21 protein-coding genes are annotated in these 22,491 nt (G+C 57.0%); 6 read left to right on the forward strand and 15 right to left on the reverse strand.

Translation table 11 applies throughout. The annotated features are described in order from the left end of the window. Window positions 1-8: 8 nt before the first annotated feature. Window positions 9-299, reverse strand: a complete 291-nt coding sequence (locus Q1K07_RS06720) for a hypothetical protein (RefSeq protein WP_300309336.1) — start codon at window positions 297-299, stop codon at window positions 9-11. A 147-nt stretch (window positions 300-446) separates the two neighbouring features. On the opposite strand from Q1K07_RS06720, the gene Q1K07_RS06725 reads away from it, so the two are divergent. Continuing rightward, window positions 447-1,355: a LysR family transcriptional regulator gene (locus Q1K07_RS06725; RefSeq protein ID WP_300309537.1), complete on the forward strand. Its 909-nt coding sequence runs from the start codon at window positions 447-449 to the stop codon at window positions 1,353-1,355. Between the two features lie 141 nt (window positions 1,356-1,496). Here Q1K07_RS06725 and gcvP read toward each other — a convergent pair whose 3' ends face one another. Together gcvP and gcvH are read right to left on the reverse strand one after the other, a co-directional pair. Continuing rightward, complete coding sequence (gcvP, locus tag Q1K07_RS06730; RefSeq protein WP_300309337.1) at window positions 1,497-4,391, reverse strand: aminomethyl-transferring glycine dehydrogenase; 2,895 nt, start codon at window positions 4,389-4,391, stop codon at window positions 1,497-1,499. 102 nt (window positions 4,392-4,493) lie between these two features. Continuing rightward, window positions 4,494-4,886, reverse strand: coding sequence for a glycine cleavage system protein GcvH (gene gcvH / locus Q1K07_RS06735; RefSeq protein ID WP_300309338.1), 393 nt, complete (start codon window positions 4,884-4,886; stop codon window positions 4,494-4,496). 539 nt (window positions 4,887-5,425) lie between these two features. Between gcvH and Q1K07_RS06740 the strand changes: the two genes are divergently transcribed. Continuing rightward, window positions 5,426-6,817 (forward strand): sodium:alanine symporter family protein, encoded by a 1,392-nt coding sequence (locus Q1K07_RS06740; protein ID WP_300309339.1) that lies wholly within the window; start codon window positions 5,426-5,428, stop codon window positions 6,815-6,817. A gap of 68 nt (window positions 6,818-6,885) precedes the next feature. Then, a complete protein-coding gene (gene gcvT / locus Q1K07_RS06745) occupies window positions 6,886-7,995 on the forward strand; it encodes a glycine cleavage system aminomethyltransferase GcvT (RefSeq protein WP_300309340.1) in 1,110 nt (369 codons plus the stop codon). A 181-nt stretch (window positions 7,996-8,176) separates the two neighbouring features. On the opposite strand, the gene Q1K07_RS06750 is transcribed toward gcvT, so the two are convergent. The 6 genes from Q1K07_RS06750 to Q1K07_RS06775 all read right to left on the reverse strand — a co-directional run bounded on the left by Q1K07_RS06750 (window position 8,177) and on the right by Q1K07_RS06775 (window position 13,562). Next, entirely contained in the window at window positions 8,177-8,752 is a 576-nt protein-coding gene (locus Q1K07_RS06750) for an alpha-ketoglutarate-dependent dioxygenase AlkB (protein WP_300309341.1), read from the reverse strand. A gap of 140 nt (window positions 8,753-8,892) precedes the next feature. Then, window positions 8,893-9,468, reverse strand: a complete 576-nt coding sequence (locus Q1K07_RS06755; protein ID WP_300309342.1) for a phosphatase PAP2 family protein — start codon at window positions 9,466-9,468, stop codon at window positions 8,893-8,895. Continuing rightward, window positions 9,440-10,600: a glycosyltransferase family 1 protein gene (locus tag Q1K07_RS06760; protein WP_300309343.1), complete on the reverse strand. Its 1,161-nt coding sequence runs from the start codon at window positions 10,598-10,600 to the stop codon at window positions 9,440-9,442. The genes Q1K07_RS06755 and Q1K07_RS06760 overlap by 29 nt, the downstream gene beginning before the upstream one ends. Window positions 10,601-10,767: 167 nt before the next feature. Beyond that, a complete protein-coding gene (locus tag Q1K07_RS06765) occupies window positions 10,768-11,700 on the reverse strand; it encodes a LysM peptidoglycan-binding domain-containing protein (RefSeq protein ID WP_300309344.1) in 933 nt (310 codons plus the stop codon). After that, window positions 11,643-12,518, reverse strand: coding sequence for an acyltransferase (locus tag Q1K07_RS06770; protein ID WP_300309345.1), 876 nt, complete (start codon window positions 12,516-12,518; stop codon window positions 11,643-11,645). The genes Q1K07_RS06765 and Q1K07_RS06770 overlap by 58 nt, the downstream gene beginning before the upstream one ends. 144 nt (window positions 12,519-12,662) lie before the next feature. Beyond that, window positions 12,663-13,562, reverse strand: coding sequence for a LysR family transcriptional regulator (locus tag Q1K07_RS06775; protein ID WP_300309346.1), 900 nt, complete (start codon window positions 13,560-13,562; stop codon window positions 12,663-12,665). 238 nt (window positions 13,563-13,800) lie between these two features. Between Q1K07_RS06775 and Q1K07_RS06780 the strand changes: the two genes are divergently transcribed. Together Q1K07_RS06780 and Q1K07_RS06785 are read left to right on the forward strand one after the other, a co-directional pair. Beyond that, entirely contained in the window at window positions 13,801-14,502 is a 702-nt protein-coding gene (locus Q1K07_RS06780; RefSeq protein WP_300309347.1) for a CoA transferase subunit A, read from the forward strand. Window positions 14,503-14,559: 57 nt separating this feature from the next. Further along, window positions 14,560-15,216 (forward strand): CoA transferase subunit B, encoded by a 657-nt coding sequence (locus Q1K07_RS06785; RefSeq protein ID WP_300309348.1) that lies wholly within the window; start codon window positions 14,560-14,562, stop codon window positions 15,214-15,216. A 280-nt stretch (window positions 15,217-15,496) separates the two neighbouring features. Here Q1K07_RS06785 and Q1K07_RS06790 read toward each other — a convergent pair whose 3' ends face one another. From Q1K07_RS06790 to Q1K07_RS06800, 3 genes are all read right to left on the reverse strand, one after another. After that, entirely contained in the window at window positions 15,497-16,258 is a 762-nt protein-coding gene (locus Q1K07_RS06790; RefSeq protein ID WP_300309349.1) for a DUF1338 family protein, read from the reverse strand. 259 nt (window positions 16,259-16,517) lie between these two features. Next, the gene (locus tag Q1K07_RS06795; RefSeq protein WP_300309350.1) at window positions 16,518-16,787 is read right to left on the reverse strand and encodes a GrxA family glutaredoxin; all 270 of its coding nucleotides are present in this window, start codon (window positions 16,785-16,787) and stop codon (window positions 16,518-16,520) included. Between the two features lie 134 nt (window positions 16,788-16,921). After that, entirely contained in the window at window positions 16,922-17,746 is an 825-nt protein-coding gene (locus Q1K07_RS06800; protein ID WP_300309351.1) for an inositol monophosphatase family protein, read from the reverse strand. 191 nt (window positions 17,747-17,937) lie between these two features. Between Q1K07_RS06800 and Q1K07_RS06805 the strand changes: the two genes are divergently transcribed. After that, complete coding sequence (locus tag Q1K07_RS06805; RefSeq protein ID WP_300309352.1) at window positions 17,938-18,702, forward strand: 3-hydroxybutyrate dehydrogenase; 765 nt, start codon at window positions 17,938-17,940, stop codon at window positions 18,700-18,702. A 75-nt stretch (window positions 18,703-18,777) separates the two neighbouring features. Here the strand turns inward: Q1K07_RS06805 and Q1K07_RS06810 are convergent, their stop codons facing one another. From Q1K07_RS06810 to Q1K07_RS06820, 3 genes are all read right to left on the reverse strand, one after another. After that, the gene (locus tag Q1K07_RS06810; protein ID WP_300309353.1) at window positions 18,778-19,317 is read right to left on the reverse strand and encodes a response regulator transcription factor; all 540 of its coding nucleotides are present in this window, start codon (window positions 19,315-19,317) and stop codon (window positions 18,778-18,780) included. Between the two features lie 41 nt (window positions 19,318-19,358). Then, window positions 19,359-20,618 (reverse strand): ATP-binding protein, encoded by a 1,260-nt coding sequence (locus Q1K07_RS06815; protein WP_300309354.1) that lies wholly within the window; start codon window positions 20,616-20,618, stop codon window positions 19,359-19,361. 207 nt (window positions 20,619-20,825) lie between these two features. Further along, a complete protein-coding gene (locus Q1K07_RS06820) occupies window positions 20,826-22,373 on the reverse strand; it encodes an alkaline phosphatase D family protein (protein ID WP_300309355.1) in 1,548 nt (515 codons plus the stop codon). Between the last annotated feature and the right edge of the window lie 118 nt (window positions 22,374-22,491).

Below are 22,491 nucleotides of genomic sequence, written 5' to 3' on the forward strand. Positions count from 1 at the left end.
CTTCCTTGTCAGATTTGGTTAGCCCGCTCGCAGGCCTGGTTGAAGAGCTGGCGTACAGCTGCCTGGTCGGCATCGCTCATGCCATCCTGGGCAAAGGTGTTATTTAGCCATTCATGGAAAACACTATCGAACTCTTCACCCTCGACCTCTTCGGGGCTGTAGTCGAGTTGGTCCACCACCAAGGGGACCTGGGGAATCAGATAACCCAGCGGGAACAGGTCTTCGGCGCTGGCCTCTCTCTCCATGGCGATCAAAGCGTCATGGATGGCGTTGGCGCGGGCGGCGATGGGGTCGTGCATGGTTGTGGACTCTTGTCTGAGTGAGCAATGGAAGAGGCTTTTTCTACTGACACCATGCTATCACGTGGAACCCTTGCGAGCAGCGCTGTGGTGGGGAGTCGTCTGGAAAGTGGTAAGATAAGAACGCTCGATGCCCTGGACCTGTCTATGTTCAATGCCCAGTACTTCAGAACCTTTATTACTCTCGTCGAAACCGGAAGCTTTACCCGGACGGCGCAACGCCTCGAAATGACCCAACCGGGGGTCAGCCAGCATGTGCGTAAACTCGAGCAATACCTGGGCAAGCCTCTGCTGGAACGTCATGGGCGGCGCATCGGCCTGACCGAGGCTGGGCGCAGGGCTTATGACTATGCGCTCAGGTTATTTGCCGAACACGAGCAGTTCCGTCACTCCCTGGATGATGACAGTCTTTATAGCGGCGAGTGCCGTATCGCCTCGCCGGGAAGTGTCGGCCTTATGCTGTATCCCTTCATTCTTGGTCAGCAGCAGCTCAATCCTGGATTGACGGTGTCCTATCATTTCGCATTTCACCACGAGATCATCAGTGACGTCCTTGCCGGGCGTCATGACATTGGTATCGTTTCCGAAGCCGTGCGTCACACAGATCTCGAGTGTGCGTCCTGGCATGAAGAGCCGCTCAGCCTGGTTGTTCCGGCAGACTTCGCAGGGACGACACTGCAGGACCTTGCCAGCCTGGGGTTCATCAACTATTCCGATGGTCTGGAAAAGGCAAGCACCTTGTTGCGCGCCAATTTTCCGGCAGAGTTTCGCAGCATGAACTTGTTTCCGCAGCAAGGGTTCAGCAATGAAGTGGGTCTGGTACTGGATGCCGTTGCACGAGGGTTAGGATTCAGCGTGGTATCGCGCATGGTGCTGGAAACGTCGCCGTGGCAACGTCAGGTGCGTGAAATCGCACTGACTCAGCCAGTGGAGGAAACGTTCTATTTGATCAGTCGCCGTGGCGTTACCGTACCCAGCCGTTACCATCGTTTGTTCGAGACATTCTGTGAACAGCGATACCTCGAACGCTTTGGCCATCCTGTCAGTGAAGGCTGATACCAAGACAGGAGATACCAAGGCCAGGATATCATCACGGCCAGGTCGCCATTAAAGCTGATGCCTGCAAGACGACGACACCCCGCCATGGCGGGGTGTCGTGTTTCAACGTGCTAGCAGCATCGCTACAGGCGGGTTCAATCAGTCGCGATATTCGTCAATGCTGGGGCAAGTGCAGATCAACTGACGGTCGCCCAGGACGTTGTCGACGCGATTGACCGCTGGCCAATACTTGGCCGCCTTGACCGCTTGTGACGGGAACGCACCTGTTTCCCGGGAGTAGGCGCGGTTCCAGTCGCTATCCATCAGGTCGGCCATGGTGTGAGGGGCATTGACCAGAGGATTGTCTTCAAGAGGCCACTCGCCGCTCTGTACTTTGGCCACTTCCTTGCGGATGGCGATCATGGCATCACAGAAACGATCCAGCTCATAAAGCGACTCAGACTCGGTCGGCTCAATCATCAGTGTTCCAGGCACGGGGAAGGACATGGTCGGCGCGTGGAAGCCGTAATCCATCAGGCGCTTGGCGATATCTTCTTCACTGATGCCAGACTCGGCCTTGAGCGGGCGGATATCGATGATGCATTCATGGGCCACGGTGCCGTTGGTGCCCTTGTAAAGCACAGGATAATGAGGCTCCAGGCGCTTGGCAATGTAGTTGGCGCCCAGAATGGCCAGTTCAGTGGCTTCGCGCAGACCGCGGGCTCCCATCATCTTGATGTAGGCCCAGGAGATCGGCAGGATCAGGGCAGAGCCAAAGGCGGCGGCAGAGACTGCGCCAGAATCCGGCTCGACACCCTCAAGAGGTGTCACCACGTGGTTGGAGACATAGGGTGCCAGGTGGGACTTGACGCCAATAGGTCCCATGCCTGGACCGCCGCCACCATGCGGGATACAGAACGTCTTGTGCAGGTTGAGGTGGGAAACATCCCCGCCAAAGTCGCCAGGACGGGCGATACCGACCTGAGCGTTCATATTGGCGCCATCGACGTACACCTGGCCGCCGTGGGAGTGAACGATTTCGCAGGCCTCGCGCACTCCTTCCTCGAAGACTCCGTGAGTGGAAGGGTAGGTCAGCATGATGGCGGAAAGGTCGTTTGCATGCTGCTCAGCCTTGGTGCGCAGGTCTGCCAGATCAATGTTGCCAGCTTCATCACATTCGACGACAACGACCTTCATGCTGCACATGGCAGCAGATGCCGGGTTGGTACCATGGGCAGAACTGGGGATCAGGCACACATTACGGTGACCTTGCCCCTGGGCAGCCTGGTAGCGACGGATGGCCATCAGGCCGGCGTATTCTCCCTGGGCACCGGAGTTGGGCTGCATCGAGATGTGATCGTAACCGGTGATTTCCACCAGGAAGGCGGCCAGTTCGTCGATCATCTGGCGATAGCCGGCAACCTGGTCGGAAGGCGCAAAGGGATGAATGCGCGCGAATTCCGGCCAGGTGATCGGCATCATTTCGGTCGTCGCGTTGAGCTTCATGGTGCATGAACCCAGCGGGATCATGGCATTGGTCAGCGACAGGTCCTTGTTTTCCAAGCGCTTGAGGTAGCGCAGCATTTCCGTTTCGCTGCGGTAGCGCTTGAAAGTCGGGTGGTCGAGGAAGTCGCTTTCGCGCTCGTTGCCTGCGGGAATACCCGTGGCCTTGGCAGCGAGTACCGCGTCATCCAGCTCACGTACTCCTAGGCCATGTTCATCACCCAGCAGTACGTCGAACAAGGCGTCGAGGTCATGAGCGGTGGTGGTTTCGTCGAGGCTGACGCCCACATCACCGTTATCGAAGTAACGCAGATTGAGCTCGAGGGTCATGGCCCGGCCGTGAATCTTGCCAGCGTCGACACCAGTGAGACGCAGAGTATCGAACCAGCTGTCGTTGGCCAGCTGTACGCCTTTCTGCTTGAGCCCTTCGGCAAGGATGGTGGTCAGGCGATGGATGCGACCGGCGATGGTGCGCAGTCCTTCCGCGCCATGGTAGACCGCATAGAAGCCGGCGATGTTGGCCAGCAGCGCCTGGGCGGTACAGATATTGGAAGTGGCTTTCTCACGGCGGATATGTTGCTCGCGGGTCTGCATGGCCATGCGCAGGGCTGTATTGCCGCGTGCATCCCTTGAAACCCCGATGATACGCCCTGGAATGGAACGCTTGAGCTTGTCCGTGGTGGCGAAGAATGCTGCATGCGGACCACCGAAACCCATAGGCACGCCAAAGCGCTGGGAAGAACCGAGCACGATATCGGCTCCCAGTGCACCAGGCTCCTTGAGCAGAACCAGTGCCATCAGATCGGTTGCCACTGCGGTCATGATGCCCTTGGCCTTGGCCGTTTCCAGCAATCTGGCAATGTCGTGGACCTTGCCATCATTGCCTGGATACTGAATCAGGGCGCCGAAGACATCGTGATCGGCCAAGGTATCGGCCGGACCAGTGATGACGTCGAAACCGAAACCATCGGCACGAGTGCGTATGACGTCAAGTGTCTGCGGGAAGACATCATCGGCGACAAAGAAGGCGTTGCTCTTGCTCTTCTTGTTGGCGCGCTGGCAAAGCGCCATAGCCTCAGCTGCGGCGGTAGCCTCGTCGAGCAGGGAAGCGTTGGCCAGTTCCATGCCCGTCAGGTCCATGACCATCTGCTGGAAGTTGAGCAAGCCTTCCAGGCGACCCTGGGAGATTTCCGGCTGATAAGGCGTATAGGCCGTGTACCAACCAGGGTTTTCCAGCACATTGCGCTGGATGACGGCCGGTAGGTGAGTGTCATAGTAACCTTGGCCGATATAGCTCTTGGCTACACGGTTCTGGCGTGCCAGCCGGTAAAGGTAGTCGAGCGCTTCTGCTTCGGCCTTGGGCGGGTCAAGATCCAACTCGCGACCGAGACGAATGTTTGCAGGAACAGTCTTGTCGATCAACGCTTCCACGTTACCGAGATCCAAGGCCGACAGCATGGCGGCTTTATCGGCCGCGTGCGGTCCATTGTGACGTCGAATGAAGGCATCATGATCGGCCAGTTCGGCCAAGCGGCGTTTATCAAAAGCCATGGAACACCCTGGTAGCGTGAGGTTGGGGGAGCGACAAGAGAAGGGCCGGAGAAGCACGATGGCCGGCCCTTTCCCGCGAAGGTTTTTCAAGGCCGGCGGCAATCAGCCTTCGGCATCGACAACCGCTTGATAGGCATCCGCATCGAGCAGTTCGTCGAGAGCACTGGAATCTTCGATACGAAGCTTGAGAATCCAGCCGTCTCCATAGGGAGAATCGTTGACAGTTTCCGGTGCGTCTTCCAGGTCTTCATTGACTTCGACAACCTCTCCGTCCAGTGGAGCATAGAGATCAGATGCAGCCTTGACGGATTCAATGACGCCGAACTCGTCGCCTTTGCTCAGGCTGCTACCGACTTCGGGGAGATCGACGAACACCACGTCGCCGAGAGATTCCTGAGCGTGATCAGTAATACCAATGGTCACGGTGCCGTCACCGTTGTCCTGAATCCACTCATGGCTATCGACGTAGCGCAGATTAGCGGGAATTGAGCTCATCACGATTTCCTATACGAAAAAGGTTTACCGGTTTCGCGCATGCTAACGCCAAATTCGGCGTTTGGCGAGTCTGGATATGAAGAAAGAGCGCAGAAAGTGGCTGTCGCCGCTTCTCTTCAATGGACAAGAGTGGAACGACTCGTGGCCTTCGTCCAGTGTCGAACGCAAGAATCCAGACAGATAGAGGTATACCGACATATACAGGCCGGGAATGCCTATGCCTGATGGCCGTATCGCTGGACGATATTGCTGTTCAGGGAAGAGCAAAGAAGCATTGCCAAGTGGGTGCGATGGCTCTATGGTGCACGAAGTTTCCAATAGGAAAACACGGGCGAAAGTTTTGGAATTGAGACGGAAGCGCGTGCGGATTTACAGCGTGGACCGGAGAATCTGTGCGGTCCCGGCAGTATCCGCTATGGTATGCGGGTCCGCACTGTCGATTTTGCCATCAGGAGCCTCTTCCGCCGTACTTTCGTCCGTCAAGGTCAAGGCTCCTTCGGCAGTGCATAACAACAAGTCCTGATACAAGGGAGACTTCCGTGGAAACACTCACTAATATCTTCACCGCCATCAATGGCGTGGTCTGGGGGCCGTTGATGCTGATCCTGTTGCTCGGGGTTGGTATCTATCTGCAGTTGGGCTTGAAGCTGTTGCCGATTCGTAAGCTCGGCATGGGGTTCAAGCTGATGTGGGCAGGCCGGGATGGGAAGGCCGGGGCGAAGGAAGAAGATGGGGAAGTGTCTCCGTTCAATGCCCTGATGACCGCTCTATCCGCCACTATCGGTACCGGTAATATCGCAGGTGTCGCCACGGCTATTGCCCTGGGGGGGCCGGGTGCGGTGTTCTGGATGTGGATCACGGCCTTGGTAGGTATGGCGACCAAGTTCGCTGAAGCTGTTCTGGCTGTGCGCTATCGCGAGACCGATGAGAACGGCTACCACATCGGTGGCCCGATGTTCTACATCAAGAATGGTCTGGGTCAGAAATGGGCCTGGTTGGGCGGCCTGTTCGCCTTCTTTGGGGCCATCGCGGCCTTTGGCATCGGCAACACCGTGCAGGCCAACTCCGTGGCGGACGCCTTGGCATCGAGCTTCAGCATTCCCCATTGGCTAACGGGTGTGATCCTGATGGTGCTTTCTGGTGCGGTGATCCTCGGCGGGATCAAGCGTATCGCCAAGGTGGCCGGTAAGCTGGTTCCGGTCATGGGGATTGCCTACATCGCGGCAGGCCTGGTGGTTCTGGCCATCAACGCTGAGCACATTGGTGATGCTTTTGCCAGCATCTTCACCTATGCCTTCAACCCGCACGCAGCTGCTGGAGGCTTTGCTGGTGCAGCCGTCATGGCCGCCATTCGCTTCGGTGTTGCCCGTGGTATCTTTTCCAACGAGGCAGGCCTGGGTAGTGCGCCCATCGCCCACGCGGCAGCTCAGACCAAGAATCCAGTGCGTCAGGGCCTGATTGCCATGCTGGGTACCTTCATCGATACCATCATGGTCTGCTCCATTACCGCTCTGGTCATCCTGACCGCTCCAGTGTGGCTGACGGGTGAGGAAGGTGCGTCTCTGACGGCGCTGTCGTTCGACAGTGCGTTGTCTGGTGCTGGTCAGTATATCGTCGCCATTGCGCTGGCTGTCTTTGCCTTCACCACGATTCTGGGCTGGTCCTTCTACGGTGAGAAGTGTTTCCAGTACCTGTTCGGTACACGCTCGATCATGATCTATCGCGTCCTGTTCGTGCTGGCCGTGCCGCTGGGTGCCGTTGCCAAGCTGGGATTCATCTGGCTGATGGCCGATACCTTCAACGCCATGATGGCCATTCCCAACCTGATCGCCCTGGCACTGTTGTCGCCGGTGGTCTTCAAGCTGACCAAGGACTACTTCGACGGCAAGGACGTTCTGCCGGGTGAAGATCTCAACCACGACAAATCCTGAGCAAACTCCGCTGGGCAATCTGGATTGCTCAGCGGGGCAGTATTCCATAATCCATGAGTGAAAACGCCATGAGTGACCTCAAGACGACTCCGCTTCACGCCCTGCACCAGGAATTGGGTGCCAGGATGGTACCTTTTGCAGGATATGACATGCCTGTGCAGTATCCGCTAGGGGTCAAGAAGGAACACGAACACACCCGGGCTGCCTGTGGTCTGTTCGACGTCTCGCACATGGCGCAAGTTCTGATTCGTGGAGAGGAGCCGCTGGCCGCACTGGAACGTCTGGTATGTGCCGACCTGGTGGACCTGCCGCAGGGAATGCAGCGCTATGGCCTGTTTACCAACGATCAGGGGGGTATTCTCGATGACCTGATGGTCGTCAATGCCGGTGATCATGTCTATATGGTGGTCAATGCGGCTTGCCGTGAGCAGGATGAGGCGCATTTGCGAGTAGGCCTGCCTCATCACGATATTGACGTCGTGGAGCGCGGACTGTTGGCCATTCAGGGGCCGAAGACTGCCGAAGTGATGGCGCGTCTTTGTCCCGAGGCATGCAAGCTGGTGTTCATGCAACATGGACGCTTTGATATTGATGGCATCCCGGTATGGGTGAGCCGCAGTGGCTACACCGGTGAAGATGGCTTCGAGATTTCTGTCGCAGCAGAGCAGACGGAAGCGCTGGCTCGCTTGTTGCTGGCTCAGGAAGAGGTAGAGGCCATTGGTCTGGGAGCTCGAGATTCGCTGCGACTGGAAGCAGGGCTATGTCTGTATGGTCATGACATCGATACCACGACGACACCTGCAGAGGCTGGCTTGATCTGGGCTGTCGGCAAATCCCGCAGGAATGGTGGTGAACGGGAAGGCGGTTTCCCCGGTGCCGATGTGGTACTGGATCAGATTGCCAACAAGAGCCAGCAACGCAAGCGTGTCGGCCTGCTTGGCGAAGGTCGCGCCCCGGTACGTGAAGGTGCTGAGCTCTATAGTGACGATGGCGAGCGTCTGGGACAGGTCACATCCGGTGGCTTTGGTCCTGCGGTGGGTAAGCCGGTTGCGATGGGCTATGTCAATCTCTCCCATGCGGAAATCGGTACTACCGTATACGCTGAAGTGCGTGGCAAACGCCTGCCGATGCTAGTCACGAAGATGCCAGTGATCACACCGGGCTATTATCGGGGGTGAAGCGGCGGGTTACGAGCCATAAGCTTTAAGCCACGAGCCGTAAGCCATAAGTTTGAAGCGATAAGTGAAAGCCCCTGCAGTTCAAGCTGCAGGGGCTTTCTCGTGAGATGTCATGTGTTGCATGGAGCCAGGCCACGACAGGATACTGCTGGCTTACCGCTTACCGCTTACCGCTTACCGCTTACCGCTCGATCCAGCGAAACGTCAGGTTGATTCTTTGACCGGCGATCTTGCGAGGCAGTAGAGCATGTTCCAGGCGTTCCTGAACCCCAGGCCCCATCACCAGCAGGCTGCCATGTTCCAGCCAGATATTGAAAGAAGGTTCGGAACGGTCTTTCCAGCGCCAGCGAAGTGGGCGGCAGCTCCCCAGGCTGATGGAAGCAATACATGGGGCATTTCCCAGCTCTGGTTCGTTGTCACTATGCCAGCCCATGCGTTCATTGCCGTCGCGGTAGCGATTGAGCAGAACACTGTTGAAGCGATAGGGCGCCAGCTGTTGTTCCAGACGCTGACGAATCTGCTCCACGTGAGGGTGCCAGGGCTCTGGCGTGAATATCTGGCCAGAATAGCGGTAGTGGCAATCACCCATCCATACCTGCTGGCGTGGAATGGGATGCTCCTTGCCGTACAGCCTGAGACTGGGGCGCTGCCAATCGAGCTGGTGGCTTAGCATCGTAAGCAAGTCATCAGCTTCTTCGGAGGGAAGAAAGCTGCTGATATATGTCAGAGGAGGGGATGTCAGGACCGAGCTATGCATCCTCCGAGCATACTTGCGCGGCAATGTCCTGACTAGCCTGCGTACAAACAGACATTGCGAGCGTGCTCGAGCTTATTTCATGACCTTCTTTTATTTCATCGCCATCTTTCACGGCGTCGGAAGGCGATGCAGTGAATCTATCAAGGAGCCGTGATGTTGATGATTTCCTGTACGGGCGACAACGCCAGGTTGAGCTGGGCAAAGCCGTAACCCAGCAGAGCGCCTGCAAGAACATCACTGATGTAGTGCAATCCCAGGCCGACTCTTGAAATGGCGATCAGCATGGCGATGGGAACGAGCCATGGCAGCAGGGCTGGAGCATGGGTGGCTACCAGTGCGCAGAACATGACGGCGTGCATGGTATGGCCGCTGGGAAAGCTGTAACGGTCGCGAGCAGGTTCGCTGCAGGTAATGCTGCCGCCAAAGGTGATGAAGGGGCGTTCGCGGCACAAGCGCGTCTTGACCAGTTTGTAGACGGCAATAGCCGCTAGAGCGGTCAGAGTATATTCGAGCATCAGCCGCAAGCCGATGTCGCGGCCATGAATGGCGGGCTGCGCAAGAATCAAGGCGACCCAGAGAGGCCAGTCTCCTGCCTTGCTGGCCATCTTCAACGTCATCAGCCAGGGTTGGTGAATACTCAATCCAGCCATGCGCTGACAGAGATGCCATTCGATCATGTCGAGTCGGTCAAACACCTGCGGGGTTCGAGATCTCATTATGGGACTCCCGTGCGCTAAGGTGAGTATTGAGGAAGGTCTCGGCAATGGCCGGCCAGCGGTAAGACAAGGCACGTTCTCTTGCGGCACGCCCCAGACGTGCATAGCGTGCCTGCTGTTGACAGAGCTCGGCAGCAGCGAGGCGGAAACCGGCTGGGTCGTTTGCTGCCAATTGGAGTCCATCCTCGTCATGACTGATAAGCTCAGCACCTGCCGCGTGGCGGAAGGCAACGACAGCCAGGCCGCTGGCCATGGCTTCCAGCACGACGTTGCCCCAGGTTTCGGACAATGAAGGGAAGATGAAGATATCGGCGCTGGCGTAGTGCGAGGGCAGTTCCTTGGCACTGATAAAGCCCGTGAAGATGGCATCTGGCAGGGCCTTTTCCAGGCCTGCACGTCCCGGGCCATCGCCAACGATGACCAAGCGCATGTCGGGGCGGGCTTCCTGCATGTCGAGGAACGTATCGCGCAACAGGTTCAGGTTCTTCTCTGGTGCCAGGCGTCCCACATAGAGGGCGACGGGTTGATGAGGGCCGGCTCCCCAGTGGTCTCGCAGCGCTTGATTGCGCTTGACGGGATCGAAGTTCTGGCCATCGATACCGCGCGCCATCACGTTGACTCGCTCGAACCCGAATGCACCCAGTTCCTGGGCCTGTTGATGCGTGGGCACCAGAGTGGCTGCACAGCGGTTATGGAAATGGCGCAGACGGCTGCGAACCACAGGGGCCATCCAGGGAATGCCATAATCCTGACAATAATGATCGAAGTTGGTGTGCCAGCCGCTGACAACGGGTATCGACATGCGCTCTGCCGCACGCAGGGCTGACCAGCCTAGCGGGCCTTCTGTCGCGACATAGACGGCATCTGGTCTCTGTTGTTTCCATAGCTGGCGAATCTTGCTCGTTGCAGGCCAGCCAATACGCACTTCCTTGTAGCCCGGCACTGACATCCCACGTACCTGCAGCTCGCTTTCCATGCCTTCGGCCTTGGGAGCCTGGGGATCGGCTGGTCGTGGACGAACCAGTTGCAGCGTGACGCCACGAGCTCTCAGCTCTCGACTGATATTGCCCAATGTGTGGGCGACACCGTTGATATCAGGAGACCAGGTTTCGCTGACCAGACAAATGCGCATGGAGTTCCTCGTGCCAATTAAGCTATTCGAGCTGTTATCGGCACAAGATTGAAGTCATCGAATGACAGTTCAGAGACATGATGATGAAAAGGCTGTGACGCGATGACGCGTTACGGCCTTTTCAGGACGAGAAAAGTCAATTTATGACGATGAAAGCCAATTTTCGATTATTTCAGTACAGATGTAGGATTGATCGGCTTGCCGCCGTGACGGATGTCGAACAACAGGTCGTAACGTCCGCTGCTGCTGTGCTTTCCAACGACACATAACGGAGTGCCGGGCTGGACGCTTTGGCCATTCTTGACCAGGAGCCGGTCGCACAGGGCGTAGACACTCTGCAGGTTATCTGAATGGTGGACGATGACCACGTTACCCAACTGGCGCATGCTGTCGGCAAAGCGTACCTGGCCAGCGGCTGCGGCCTTGGCCTGGGCTCCGGCATCGGTTGCCAGCAGCATGGGCTGCAAGGTGCCGTGACTGTCGGGGCCATAGCGGCGGACAATACGATATTCATCCAATGGCCAGGACCAGTTGCGGGCACTGGAAGGCACCTTGCCGGGATCCGGCAGGCGCGCGGAAGCTGATGATGTGGACGCAGCGGCCGAAGCGCGACTTGCTGTGCTGGTGGCTTTGCCAGACAGCGGCACTTGCACCAGTTGGCCAACGCGCAGGTTGGTAGCTGAAACTCCGGGGTTGGCGGCCTGAATGCGTTGTGCTGTGCTGCCAAAGCGACGGGCAATAGCGCTGAAGGTATCACCGCTGCGAATCTGGTAGCGATAAGGTCCGCCAGAAGGTGCTCGCTCCTGTTGGCTGGGAACCAGCAAGCGCTGACCCACGGCCATGCGCTGCGAATCGACACCGGGGTTGAAACGTTGCAGGCGAGCCAATGGGACCCCGGCACGGGAGGCGATGGTACCCAGGGTATCGCCACGCTGTACGGTGACCCATTGACCGGCAATGCTGCTGCTGGTACTGCTGATAGCGGAGGAAGGGCTTCCGCCATCTGTTGACTGGCCGGCACAGCCAGCCAGCACGAGTGCGATTACCAGTGGTGCGAATCTAGAGAGGCATCCTTTTCCTGCCACAGGGCGTTGAGCCATGAGTGGAATCGTTCCTTGTAGGTCGAGTCGTCATGATAGCGGCCATCGAGCATCCAGTCTTCGACTTCCAGCAAGCGCGCATCAAGACGAATGGCCTTTTCACGTCCGCACAGAAAGTCCCAGAAATTGGGTTCGGGGGACTGGTAATCGATGGTCACGTCAATGATACCGCTGAGACGGTCACCAAGCAGCCCCAATACCTGAGCACAACCACCTGCCTTGGGACGCAGCAAGTGCTGGAAAGGGCTCAGGCGTGCGACTTTCTTGGCTTCGGTGAAGCGGGTACCTTCGACAAAGTTGATGATGGCAATGGGCACATCCCGGGCACGTTCGCACATGCGCTCGGTTGCCTTGCGGTCTCGTTGCGCAAGCTTGGGAGCCTTGACCAGCTGTTCCCGCGTATAGCGGCGCATAAAGGGAAACTCCAACGCCCACCAGGCAAGGCCAACGATGGGGATCCAGATCAGTTGCTGCTTGATGAAGAAACGTGGCATGGGAATCCGGCGGTGCATCGCCATCATCAGAATGAAGATATCGGTCCAGCTCTTGTGATTGGAGATCACCAACCACCAGTCGTCAGGGGATAGACCTTCAGGCACCTGAAGGCGTACATCCGGTTTTACCCAGTGTTTCATCCACCATAGATTGAAGCCAATCCAGTTCAAGGCGATGGCATTCAGGCCAGCGAGAACCTTGCGCTGCAAGGGGCGTCCGGGAACGACGAGCTTGACCAGTGTCAGAATGATCAATGGCACGGCCCAGAACAAGGTATTGAGCATCAGAAGCAGGATGCTGATCAGCCCCTTGATGGTAGACATGCCGGGTTCCTCAATGAAATGCACATGATAAGCAGGAAGGTTTCACCAATTGAGCGTTCTTGTTACCAAGATGGGCAATGCTCAGGGGGGGCAATGCTAATGGATCTTGCGTTGTCTGCCCAGTCTGCCGGGAGATCCTGATAATCACAGCGAGGCCGATGATGGGGCAAAAGTGGCTGTCAACACGGCGACCATGGCCTGAGCCGCGATGGACAGTTCCTGGCGGTTCCAGGTAATGACACCGACTGCGCGTTCGATCACCGGAGCTGTAAGTGGACGGCAAACAGCGCCTATTTCCTGCATCTGGTTGATACATAAAGAAGGTACGGCGCTGACGCCCAGGCCGCTGGCGACCATGCGTCCGACACTGGCTAACTGGTGAGTTTCAAAGGCAACACGGAGGGTTCCCTGACGAGGGCCAAGTTGCTGCTCCAGCAGGCGGCGTACCATCGATGGTCGCTGAAGGGCTATAAAGTCCCAGCTCATCAAGGTGTCCCAATCGAGACTGTCGTGTTGAACCAAGGGGGAATCAGGAGGCACTACGGCGACAAAACGGTCATGGAACAGGGGAGTGAAGTCGAGGTTGTCCGTTGCTTCGGGTTCGAAGGCAATGCCCAGTTCGACTCTCCGCTGTCGCACCATATCAATGACCTGCTCGTTGATGACGTCATGCACAGTGATGTTGATTCGTGGATATTGACGACGAAAGGCCATGAGTGCAGAAGGTAACAGGTTGCCGGCAAAGGATGGCATGGCAGCCAGGGACAGGCGTCCTAGCTGCAGGGTGAAGCGCTGGCGGAGCATTTCCTCTGCATTATCCCAGTCAGCTAGAAGGCGTTTGGCCAGGGGAACCAGAGATTCGCCTTCAGGGGTCAACTTGACGCGTCGAGTCGTGCGAATCAGTAGGCGACCGCCTAGGCTTTCTTCCAGGCCCTTGATTGCCAGGCTCAGTGCTGGTTGGGAAAGATGCAATTCACTGCATGCCTGCGTAAAGCTCAGCGTACGGGCGACTGCCAGGAAGGCTCGGAGTTGCTTTACCGTCATGAAATGCGACCAAGGTCAAATTTATAGGAAAATACGAATAATCAATAAGAAAAACAAACTTCACAAATATATCAGAGCGGGCAACACTGAGCCTATTGCGCAGGAGCCAGGAACGAAAGTGCCAGCCTTCGTTAAATAAAGCGGGCACGAGAACGATTCATACTAGATAGAACACGACCCATACTAGATAGAACGTTGGAACACGAACGTTACCTTACCTATACATGAGAGGCGCCACATGGCCGGATTCGACAAACGCGTATATTCCTACGAAGAAGCGATGGATGGCATTGAAAATGGCATGACGGTCCTTGCCGGGGGGTTTGGCCTGTGTGGCATCCCAGAGAACCTGATTGCTGAAATCAAGCGTCGCCAGGTCAATGACCTGACGGTTGTCTCCAATAATTGTGGTGTTGACGGGTTCGGCCTGGGCATCTTGCTGGAGGATCGTCAGATCAGTCGCATCATTGCCTCCTATGTGGGTGAGAACGCACTGTTCGAACGCCAGATGCTCGACGGCGAGATTGATGTTCAACTGACCCCACAGGGAACGTTGGCGGAAAAGATGCGTGCAGGAGGGGCTGGCATTCCGGCGTTCTACACGGCGACCGGGTACGGCACACCTATCGGCGAAGGCAAGGAAGTACGTGAGTTCGATGGCCGGCACTACATCCTCGAAGAAGCGATAAAGGGTGACTTTGCCATCGTGAAGGGCTGGAAGGCGGATCACTTCGGCAATGTGATCTATCGCAAGACGGCACAGAACTTTAACCCGCTGGCGGCGACGGCTGGACGTATCACCGTGGTGGAGGTGGAAGAGATTGTCGAGCCGGGTGAGCTTGATCCGGCGCAGATTCATACCCCCGGCATCTATGTTGACCGCATCATCCAGGGGACCTTCGAGAAGCGTATCGAGAAGCGCACTGTGCGCGAGAGCTGAAACGTCGCTCCCATGAATCAGCGAATGTCTCCAACGGATAATCAATGAGGTAACAAGATGGCTCTCACTCGTGAACAAATGGCCCAGCGTGTGGCGCGTGAGCTCGAAGACGGCTTCTATGTGAACTTGGGGATCGGTATCCCGACCCTGGTTGCCAACTACATACCCGAAGGCATGGATGTCATGCTGCAATCGGAGAATGGCCTGCTTGGTATGGGGCAGTTTCCTGCAGAGGATGAAGTCGACCCTGACATGATCAATGCGGGCAAGCAGACAGTCACTGCTCGTGCTGGCGCGGCGATCTTTTCGTCCGCTGAGTCCTTTGCCATGATTCGCGGTGGTCATGTCGATCTGACCGTGTTGGGTGCCTTTGAAGTGGATGTCGAGGGTAATATCGCCTCCTGGATGATCCCCGGGAAGCTGATCAAGGGCATGGGCGGTGCCATGGATCTGGTAGCCGGTGCCGATAACATCATTGTCACCATGACGCATGCTTCCAAGGATGGCGAGTCTAAGCTTCTGGAGCAGTGTTCCCTGCCTCTGACAGGTGCTGGCTGTATCAAGCGCGTACTGACTGACCTGGCATATCTTGAGATCGACAACGGCGCCTTCATCCTGAAGGAACGGGCCCCGGGTGTCAGTGTCGAGGAAATCAAGGAAAAGACGGCCGGAAAGTTGGTTGTTCCCGATGATGTCCCGGAAATGACTTTCTGAGGATTCCTTTGCGCAACCCCGGCAGTCATTCTTTCCGCGGGGTGTGGCAACGCTATCATCTGTCACCAGAACGGCCCGTATCTACGGGCCGTTCTGGTGACTGCGGGGGCAATGCATCAAGGGTGGTCAAACACCCTGGGCCTGTCGATTTTATGACCATCTTGAGACGAAGCCAGTGACGATGCCCATCGCGGTCTATTTCAATTGCATGATGCACAGCCTTATCCACAGAAACTGTGGATGAATGGCGACAAAGGAAAAATGAAAGAAGCGAGGATAGCTAGAAGATTTCGCACAGTGCATGAGGCGGCAATAGAAGCTCGGCACTGCGTTCCTGTCCTGCACCGAGCTGTTTCTGGATCAGCGCCAGCCCACCCAGAGGAACCCGGTGTTCATCCCCAGCAGCAAAAGGCAAGAGCTGTGAACAGGTAGGATAGAAACGTTGCTCGATCAGGGCAGAGACCGGAAAGATGTGATCGACTTGGCTGGTGGCGGTCAGGCCATGTTCCTGCAACATAATGTCGAGCTCATTGAGTGAGCGGCTCAAGCGCTGGCAATCGAAACCCGCATGGTGGACTCGTGGTCCGACGATGGATAGCCAGGCCGCAAGAGGATGGGCTCTGGTCAGCAGTTGATAGGTGTTCCAGTCAGGCATGGGCCAGGGGCGCATGGCACCAGGTTGATAGGTGATGGTATCCGAACCATCCTGCTGGACCAGGTTCAGCAGAGCCTCTCGCGCCTGGCGGGGAAGGCTGGTTGCCTGCAGTTCCACCAGAATCAGCCAAGGACCATCGCCGTGTGGCGCCAGCAATGCCACCAGCAAGCCGCAGTCGGCCATGGCATAGCGGTGTATGTCCTGATACCCCCTTTCTGTGAACAGAGGCAACATGCTGGCCATGCTCCAGGGCGATTGGCTGAGGGTGACAAGCGTGAAGTATTCTACCGGCGAGCTGGTTGGCCAGAGGCGCAAGGCCCCAATGTCGGGGTGCAGGTGGACATAGTCCAACCATAACTGCTGGGCGACCTGATGTTCTTCACTCATTACCCGTTGTCCTTAGGTAGCATCCTGGCATCGCTTCTCGCTTTGTATGTGCCTTCGTCCTGGCTCTCTGCTCCCCCTGGATGAACGACTTGCCGGTGTTCTTCCTGGCAGAAAGTGAGTACTCGGGGATAGATGGAGGAAGTATAGGCGCCTTGGTCAAGGTGCATTCAACGGCATACCGACGCTGGCCTGATGAACATGAAAGAAAACGGCCGCCTCAAAGGGCGGCCGCTTGCATGATGCGGTACGGAACGTTCGATCAGGCGGTAGCGGTGATCAGCTCGTTGTCACGTACATACTGGTCGAATTCGGTGAAGCCACCGATATGCTGCTGGCCGACGAAAATCTGCGGCACAGTGGTCACCGGTTTGCCGATGGTCTTTTCCATATCGGCCTTGGTAATACCTTCAGCATGGATATCCACGTAACGATAGCCTTCGATGCTGCCGGCCGCTTGCAGGTTTTCGGCAAGGTCCTTGGCGCGGACACAGAAAGGGCAACCGGGACGGCCGAAGATAACAACAAACATTAAGGGCTCCTTGCATGCCAGGATGCATAGATAAAAGAATGCATGAAAAGGGAAGAATTTAGAATCAGGGCATTTTGACCGATTCCTGGGGTCAAGGCCAATAGTTCGTCTTGGCATGCCCTGATGAGTGCTGACTATCGATCATCATCGAGCTCACCGGCATCGGCCCGGCGCAGCAGTTCACGCAGGTCATCGTAGATGTGAGGGCTGCTGACCAGCAGATTCTCGCCATAGAGTTCTTCAGGGATGCCTTCAGGGCAATGATACAGGTGACCTGTGCGAGCGCCTGCTTCGTGGGCGATCAGGCGTCCTGCTGCAAAGTCCCAGGGAGAGACACTTTCGTAATAGGCATCCATGCGACCGCAGGCGACATCGCACAAGTCGAGAGCTGCCGAGCCGTTGCGACGGACATCGCGGCAATGGCTGAGTACTGCTGTCAGACGGCGCATCAATGGAATGCGGCTGTCCCGGCGATAGGGAAAGCCGGTGGCAATCAGGCTGGCATCCAGCTCCCTTGCCGAACTGGCGGAAAGTGCGTTGCCGTTGAGATAGGCTCCCTTGCCACGGATGGCGGTAAAGGTTTCTTCGAGAAAGGGGGCATGGACCACACCCAGTTGAATGACACCATCTCGTGCGTAGGCAATGGAGACCGCGACATGACGTAGTCCATGGGCGAAGTTAACGGTGCCATCGATGGGGTCAACAACCCACAGTGCGCCTTCCTGTTCAAGAACGTCACGCTCAGGAGACAGCTCCTCGCTGAGGCGCTTTTCGCCAGGGAAGGCCTCCTCAAGACGCTGGCTGATCATGGTATCCACTGCTACGTCAGTGGTCGTCACCAGTTCCTGGCCATTTTTCAGGCTTTTTTCGAGAGCATTCGATTCGCGCGCTTCCAGAATCATGCGGCCTGCGCTTTGGGCGATATCGAGTGCAATGTCGAGGTATTGCTCAGGGGACATGGAAACTCCAGCAAAAGGGATGGTGATAAAAGGATGCTAGCATCCTGTGGGTTTTGATGCTGTGCCGCAATAAAAAGATCATCCTTTCGACCTCTGGTGCCGCGGCGCAGCATTGCCTATGCTGGAGCTTCATGCCGTCATTCGCGGCAGTCATTCATCGCCTAGGATCACCCATTGCCAAGGAGATAAGCATGTCAGCTGCCACTCCCAGAGTTGCCATTGTCACAGGTACCAGCAGCGGTATCGGAGCCGCCGTTGTGGCTCATCTGTGTGAGCAGGGCCATCAAGTGCTGGCCGTGGATTTCAATCCGGACGGCCAGGCGGTGGCAGAGGCGGTTGGAGCGGTGTTCCACCAAGCAGATCTGACCAAGGCCGATGCCTGCCGTGCTGCTGTCGAGGATGCCATGAGCCGTTTCGGTCGTGTCGATATCCTGGTCAATAATGCCGGCATTCAGCATGTTGCGCCGATCGAGGAATTCCCAGAGGACAAGTGGCGTCAGATCATTGACCTGATGCTGACGGCACCATTTTTGCTGACTCAGGCGGTATGGCCCTCCATGCGTGAAAACGGCTGGGGCCGTATCATCAATATTGCTTCCGTGCATGCTCAGGTCGCGTCTCCGGGCAAGGCGGCTTATGTCAGTGCCAAGCATGGCATGATCGGCCTGACCAAGACGGCAGCGCTGGAAGGAGGTCCTCAGGGCATCACGGCCAATGCCATTTGCCCGGCCTATGTAAAGACGCCGCTGGTGGACAACCAGATAGCGGACCAGGCCAAGTTGCATGGCATGCCCGAACAGCAGGTCATTGAGCAGATCATGCTTAAGAATGCGGCAGTGAAACGCTTGATCGATCCCGCTGAAGTTGCCGGGATGGTTGGCTATCTGGCGTCGGATGCCGCCGGTGCCGTGACGGGGGCCAGCTGGAATATCGATCTGGGCTGGACTGCTCAGTAACGATAGTGACGATCTACATGCTGGCAAACTTGAGCCTCCTCCGATGTTTGCCAGCATGCCTCTGTGTTTTCTTGATCAGCGGCGAACGGGACGTTTTTGCAGTTTGCGTTGCAGGGTACGTCGATGCATGCCCAGGGCCCGTGCGGTGGCCGAAATGTTGCCGTCATGTTCCTGCAGAACTTTCTGGATGTGTTCCCACGTCAACCGATTGATGGAGGGAGGGTTGTCGGCGACCTCCGTTTCCGGGTTGGCTTCGGTATTGCTGAGGGCGGCAAGGACTTCGTCGGCATCCACCGGTTTGCACAGATAGTTGACGGCGCCTAGCTTGATGGCCTCCACGGCGGTGGCAATGCTCGAGTAGCCTGTCAGCACGACAATGCGGCAATCCGGCACCACTTCGAGCAATTCCGGCAGCAGTTTCAGCCCTGACTCGTTTTCCAGCTTGAGATCCAGAGTGGCGATGGTGGGCTGGTGGCGTCGGGCGGCTTCAAGGGCCTGAGTGCCATCGTGAGCCACTTCTACTTCATGGCCACGGCGCTGCATGGCACGCTCCAGCACATGGCAGAACATATCATCATCATCGATGATCAAAAGCCGGTGAGCTGATTCTTGCATGATGTCCTCTCTGTCTTTCCAAGGGAGCCAGGATGAGGCTCTCAGCCACAGCGGGGCAAGGTGACTTCAGTGAGTGTGCCCCCATCGGGGTGGTTGTACAGGCTGACGCCGCCACCAAAGCGGTTGATGGTGGCATGGGTCAGAAACAAACCAATGCCAAGCCCTTTACTCTTGGTTGAAACGAAGGTTTCACCAAGCTGGTCAGCAATGGCCATGGGAATGCCTGGGCCATGGTCGCGAATATCGATGATGACCAGGTCCGTGGTCCAGTCCAGGCGAATTTCGATGTGATCTGGCTTGGCGTCCGCTGCATTGTTGAGCAGGTTGGTCAATGCCTGGTTGAGGGTTGCATCGACCATGAGCTTGGGTTGGCCGCGTCGTTTGGTGGCCTCGAAGCGGTGGGTGACATCTGGACGCAAGACCAGCCAACGGCTGATCACTGCCTTGAGCCACGCCTCGGCATCATGAACTTCGGGTTCCGCCATACGCCGTCGATCGGCGCTATCGACGAGATGGCGCAAACGTTCCTTGCAGGTGTCGACCTGCTGGCGCAGAAGCTGGATGTCCTCGAGCAAGGGATCATCGGGTTCGAGTTCCTGCTTCATCTCTGCCAGCACGACTGCCATGGTTGATAACGGTGTGCCCAGTTCATGCGCGGTACCTGCCGCCTGTGTGGCAACTGCCAGTACTTGCTCATTGCGCAGGGCTGCTTCCCGTGTGCGTGACAGTGCCTGGTCCCTGCTGCGCAAGGCATGCGCCATCTTGTAGATGAAGAAGGTGACCAGCCCGGCGGAAAGAAAGAAGTTCAGCCACATGCCAAGCACATGGAGATTGATGTTGGAAGCGTAGTGGGAACCAAGTTGAGGCACTGGATGGTAGATCACCATCAAGGCGCTGTAGGACGCCATGGCGGTCAGGGCAAGTATCCAGGCATGCAGCCAAGGCAGGGTGGCGGCGGCAATGGTGACAGGGACGAGGTAGTAGGTAATGAAGGGGTTGGTGGCCCCCCCGGTAAAGTAGAACAGCAGAGTCAGCCCAATCACATCCAGTAATAGATGGAGCAAATATTCATGATGGCTGACGTCCCGGGGGCGGCTCAGTCGCCACCAGGAGACAATGTTGATGATCCCCATTGCCACGATGACAGCAATGACGGCCGGCAGGTCGAGATTGAAATCAAGCAGCTCGATACCGACGATGATGGCGATCAGGAACCCCGTCCAGGTGATGCCTCGGACAAAGGTCAGGCGTACCAGGTTGCGGTTGGGGGTGGAAAGCGGAAGCGGCAGGGCGGGTTGCATGGTCTCTCCTTGGCAGTGAAAGCATCATAACGCATGGCCGTTCACATCGCCGCTGGATTGCTATGTCAAAAGAGGCATATGGGAGAGGCATATTGTCGCTCATGTCAGGCTGCTATCAGAACACCCTCGACCCTCGGCAGTTGTCTGACTACCGAAGGTCGAGGGTGTTTGCGTAGCGCTTGAGCCCAGAAATGTGCCGAACGCGAATCAGGCTAGCTCAGGCTTGAGCACTTGGGTGTGCAGGTCGTTGCCTGCGACATCCTTTAGCGTCACGGTCAACTCGCGGCTCTCACTGTCGAGGTCCACCTGGCCAAAGAACTGGTAGCCCTCGCTGGGGGCAAGGTTGGCCTGTCCATTCTCCGGGGCTTTCGAGAACACCACTTCAGGGCCAAAGGTGCCATCCAGTTCATTGGGGCCGAAAGTCCCTGCGTGAAGAGGACCTGTGACAAATTCCCAGAAGGGGGTGAAGTCCTTGAAACTGGCCCGTTCCGGGGAGTAATGATGGGCAGCGGTGTAGTGTACGTCTGCTGTCAACCAGACGAGGTTGCTGATCCCCTTGTCATGCACTGCCTTGAGCAATCGGGCGATTTCATGTTCGCGGCCAGCAGGAGCACCGTCATCGGCGTTGGCCACCGCCTCGAAGTTGTCGCCGTCGCTCACGACCAGGCCAAGGGGCATGTCCGAGGCAATGATCTTCCAGGTGGCCTGGGATTTTTCCAGAGCGCTGATCAGTTCGTCGATCTGTTGCTTGCCAAGCAGTGCAGCGTTGGGGTCATCAGCATCCTGCATGTTGGCTGTGTTATGGCCTCGATATGTGCGCATGTCGAGCATGAATACATCAAGGTCCGAGCCATAGCTGAAGTTGCGGTGAATACGGCCTGGGGATTCGGGCCATTGGCGAATAGGCATGTATTCAAGGAAAGCCTGGCGGCCACGAGCGGCGAGTAGAGAGACGTTCTTCTCGGTGTAGCGATCGTCGGCAAGGATTTCTTCGGGATACCAGTTGTTGGTGACTTCGTGGTCATCCCACTGGGCGAACATGGGCACTTCAGCATTGAAGCGACGCAGGTTTTCGTCCATCAGGTTGTAGGCATGATTGCCACGGTATTCATCAAGGGTTTCAGCAACCTTGCTCTTGGCTTCGGTGATGATGTTGTGCCAGGTTTCGCCGTTGGGCAGGGTGACGCTCTCTTCGAGGGGCCCATCGGAGTAGATCGAATCTCCAGAGTGAATGAAGAAGTCCGGTACCTGCTGGCGCATGGTCTCGAAGATCTTCATCCCGCCCCGGGTAGTGTCGATACCCCAACCTTGGCCAACGACGTCACCGGACCAGACAAAGCGCACGTTGCGTTTGCTACTGCCAGGAAGGCGCAGACGTCCTACGCTTGGCTCGCTGATGGCCTTGTGATCGCCGAGCGCAACGAAGCGCACGCGGTAATGAAGCTCATCACCGCTGAGGCCCGTGACATCGAGCTTGGCGGTAAGGTCGCTGCCGGGGAGAGCATCAGGTCCTCGTAGCAGGCGGGCATTGCGGAATTCCGGGTTATCAGCAACTTCGATCATCATTCGGGATGGGCGGTCTGCCCGGGACCAGATCATGGCCCGGTCGGTCCATAAATCTCCGCTCATCACTCCGGAAGTGATCATGGGGCGACGGCTTTCAGCCATGATGATGCCTGGAGCAGCGGTGATCAGGCCGATACCGGCGCTGGCCTTGAGGCCCAGGCCGAGAAACTCGCGGCGGGTAGTGCGCATGAAGGTTTCCTTGTGCAGGTCACAATCCAGGACGCACTAGTTTTTCCGCCAAAGATGACAGTGTGATCATCATTCGATGACGAGACAATGTCAGATGTGCCTTCGGGGATAAGCGAAC

The sequence above is a fragment of the Halomonas sp. genome (assembly GCF_029263665.1).
GTDB lineage: Bacteria > Pseudomonadota > Gammaproteobacteria > Pseudomonadales > Halomonadaceae > Halomonas.

Coding starts and splice junctions, on each gene's coding strand:
- Q1K07_RS06720 (WP_300309336.1), bottom strand. CDS start 299: ATGCACGACCCCATCGCCGCCCGCGCCAACGCCATCCATGACGCTTTG.
- Q1K07_RS06725 (WP_300309537.1), top strand. CDS start 447: ATGTTCAATGCCCAGTACTTCAGAACCTTTATTACTCTCGTCGAAACC.
- gcvP (WP_300309337.1), bottom strand. CDS start 4,391: ATGGCTTTTGATAAACGCCGCTTGGCCGAACTGGCCGATCATGATGCC.
- gcvH (WP_300309338.1), bottom strand. CDS start 4,886: ATGAGCTCAATTCCCGCTAATCTGCGCTACGTCGATAGCCATGAGTGG.
- gcvT (WP_300309340.1), top strand. CDS start 6,886: ATGAGTGACCTCAAGACGACTCCGCTTCACGCCCTGCACCAGGAATTG.
- Q1K07_RS06750 (WP_300309341.1), bottom strand. CDS start 8,752: ATGCATAGCTCGGTCCTGACATCCCCTCCTCTGACATATATCAGCAGC.
- Q1K07_RS06755 (WP_300309342.1), bottom strand. CDS start 9,468: ATGAGATCTCGAACCCCGCAGGTGTTTGACCGACTCGACATGATCGAA.
- Q1K07_RS06760 (WP_300309343.1), bottom strand. CDS start 10,600: ATGCGCATTTGTCTGGTCAGCGAAACCTGGTCTCCTGATATCAACGGT.
- Q1K07_RS06765 (WP_300309344.1), bottom strand. CDS start 11,700: ATGGCTCAACGCCCTGTGGCAGGAAAAGGATGCCTCTCTAGATTCGCA.
- Q1K07_RS06770 (WP_300309345.1), bottom strand. CDS start 12,518: ATGTCTACCATCAAGGGGCTGATCAGCATCCTGCTTCTGATGCTCAAT.
- Q1K07_RS06775 (WP_300309346.1), bottom strand. CDS start 13,562: ATGACGGTAAAGCAACTCCGAGCCTTCCTGGCAGTCGCCCGTACGCTG.
- Q1K07_RS06780 (WP_300309347.1), top strand. CDS start 13,801: ATGGCCGGATTCGACAAACGCGTATATTCCTACGAAGAAGCGATGGAT.
- Q1K07_RS06785 (WP_300309348.1), top strand. CDS start 14,560: ATGGCTCTCACTCGTGAACAAATGGCCCAGCGTGTGGCGCGTGAGCTC.
- Q1K07_RS06790 (WP_300309349.1), bottom strand. CDS start 16,258: ATGAGTGAAGAACATCAGGTCGCCCAGCAGTTATGGTTGGACTATGTC.
- Q1K07_RS06795 (WP_300309350.1), bottom strand. CDS start 16,787: ATGTTTGTTGTTATCTTCGGCCGTCCCGGTTGCCCTTTCTGTGTCCGC.
- Q1K07_RS06800 (WP_300309351.1), bottom strand. CDS start 17,746: ATGTCCCCTGAGCAATACCTCGACATTGCACTCGATATCGCCCAAAGC.
- Q1K07_RS06805 (WP_300309352.1), top strand. CDS start 17,938: ATGTCAGCTGCCACTCCCAGAGTTGCCATTGTCACAGGTACCAGCAGC.
- Q1K07_RS06810 (WP_300309353.1), bottom strand. CDS start 19,317: ATGCAAGAATCAGCTCACCGGCTTTTGATCATCGATGATGATGATATG.
- Q1K07_RS06815 (WP_300309354.1), bottom strand. CDS start 20,618: ATGCAACCCGCCCTGCCGCTTCCGCTTTCCACCCCCAACCGCAACCTG.
- Q1K07_RS06820 (WP_300309355.1), bottom strand. CDS start 22,373: ATGCGCACTACCCGCCGCGAGTTTCTCGGCCTGGGCCTCAAGGCCAGC.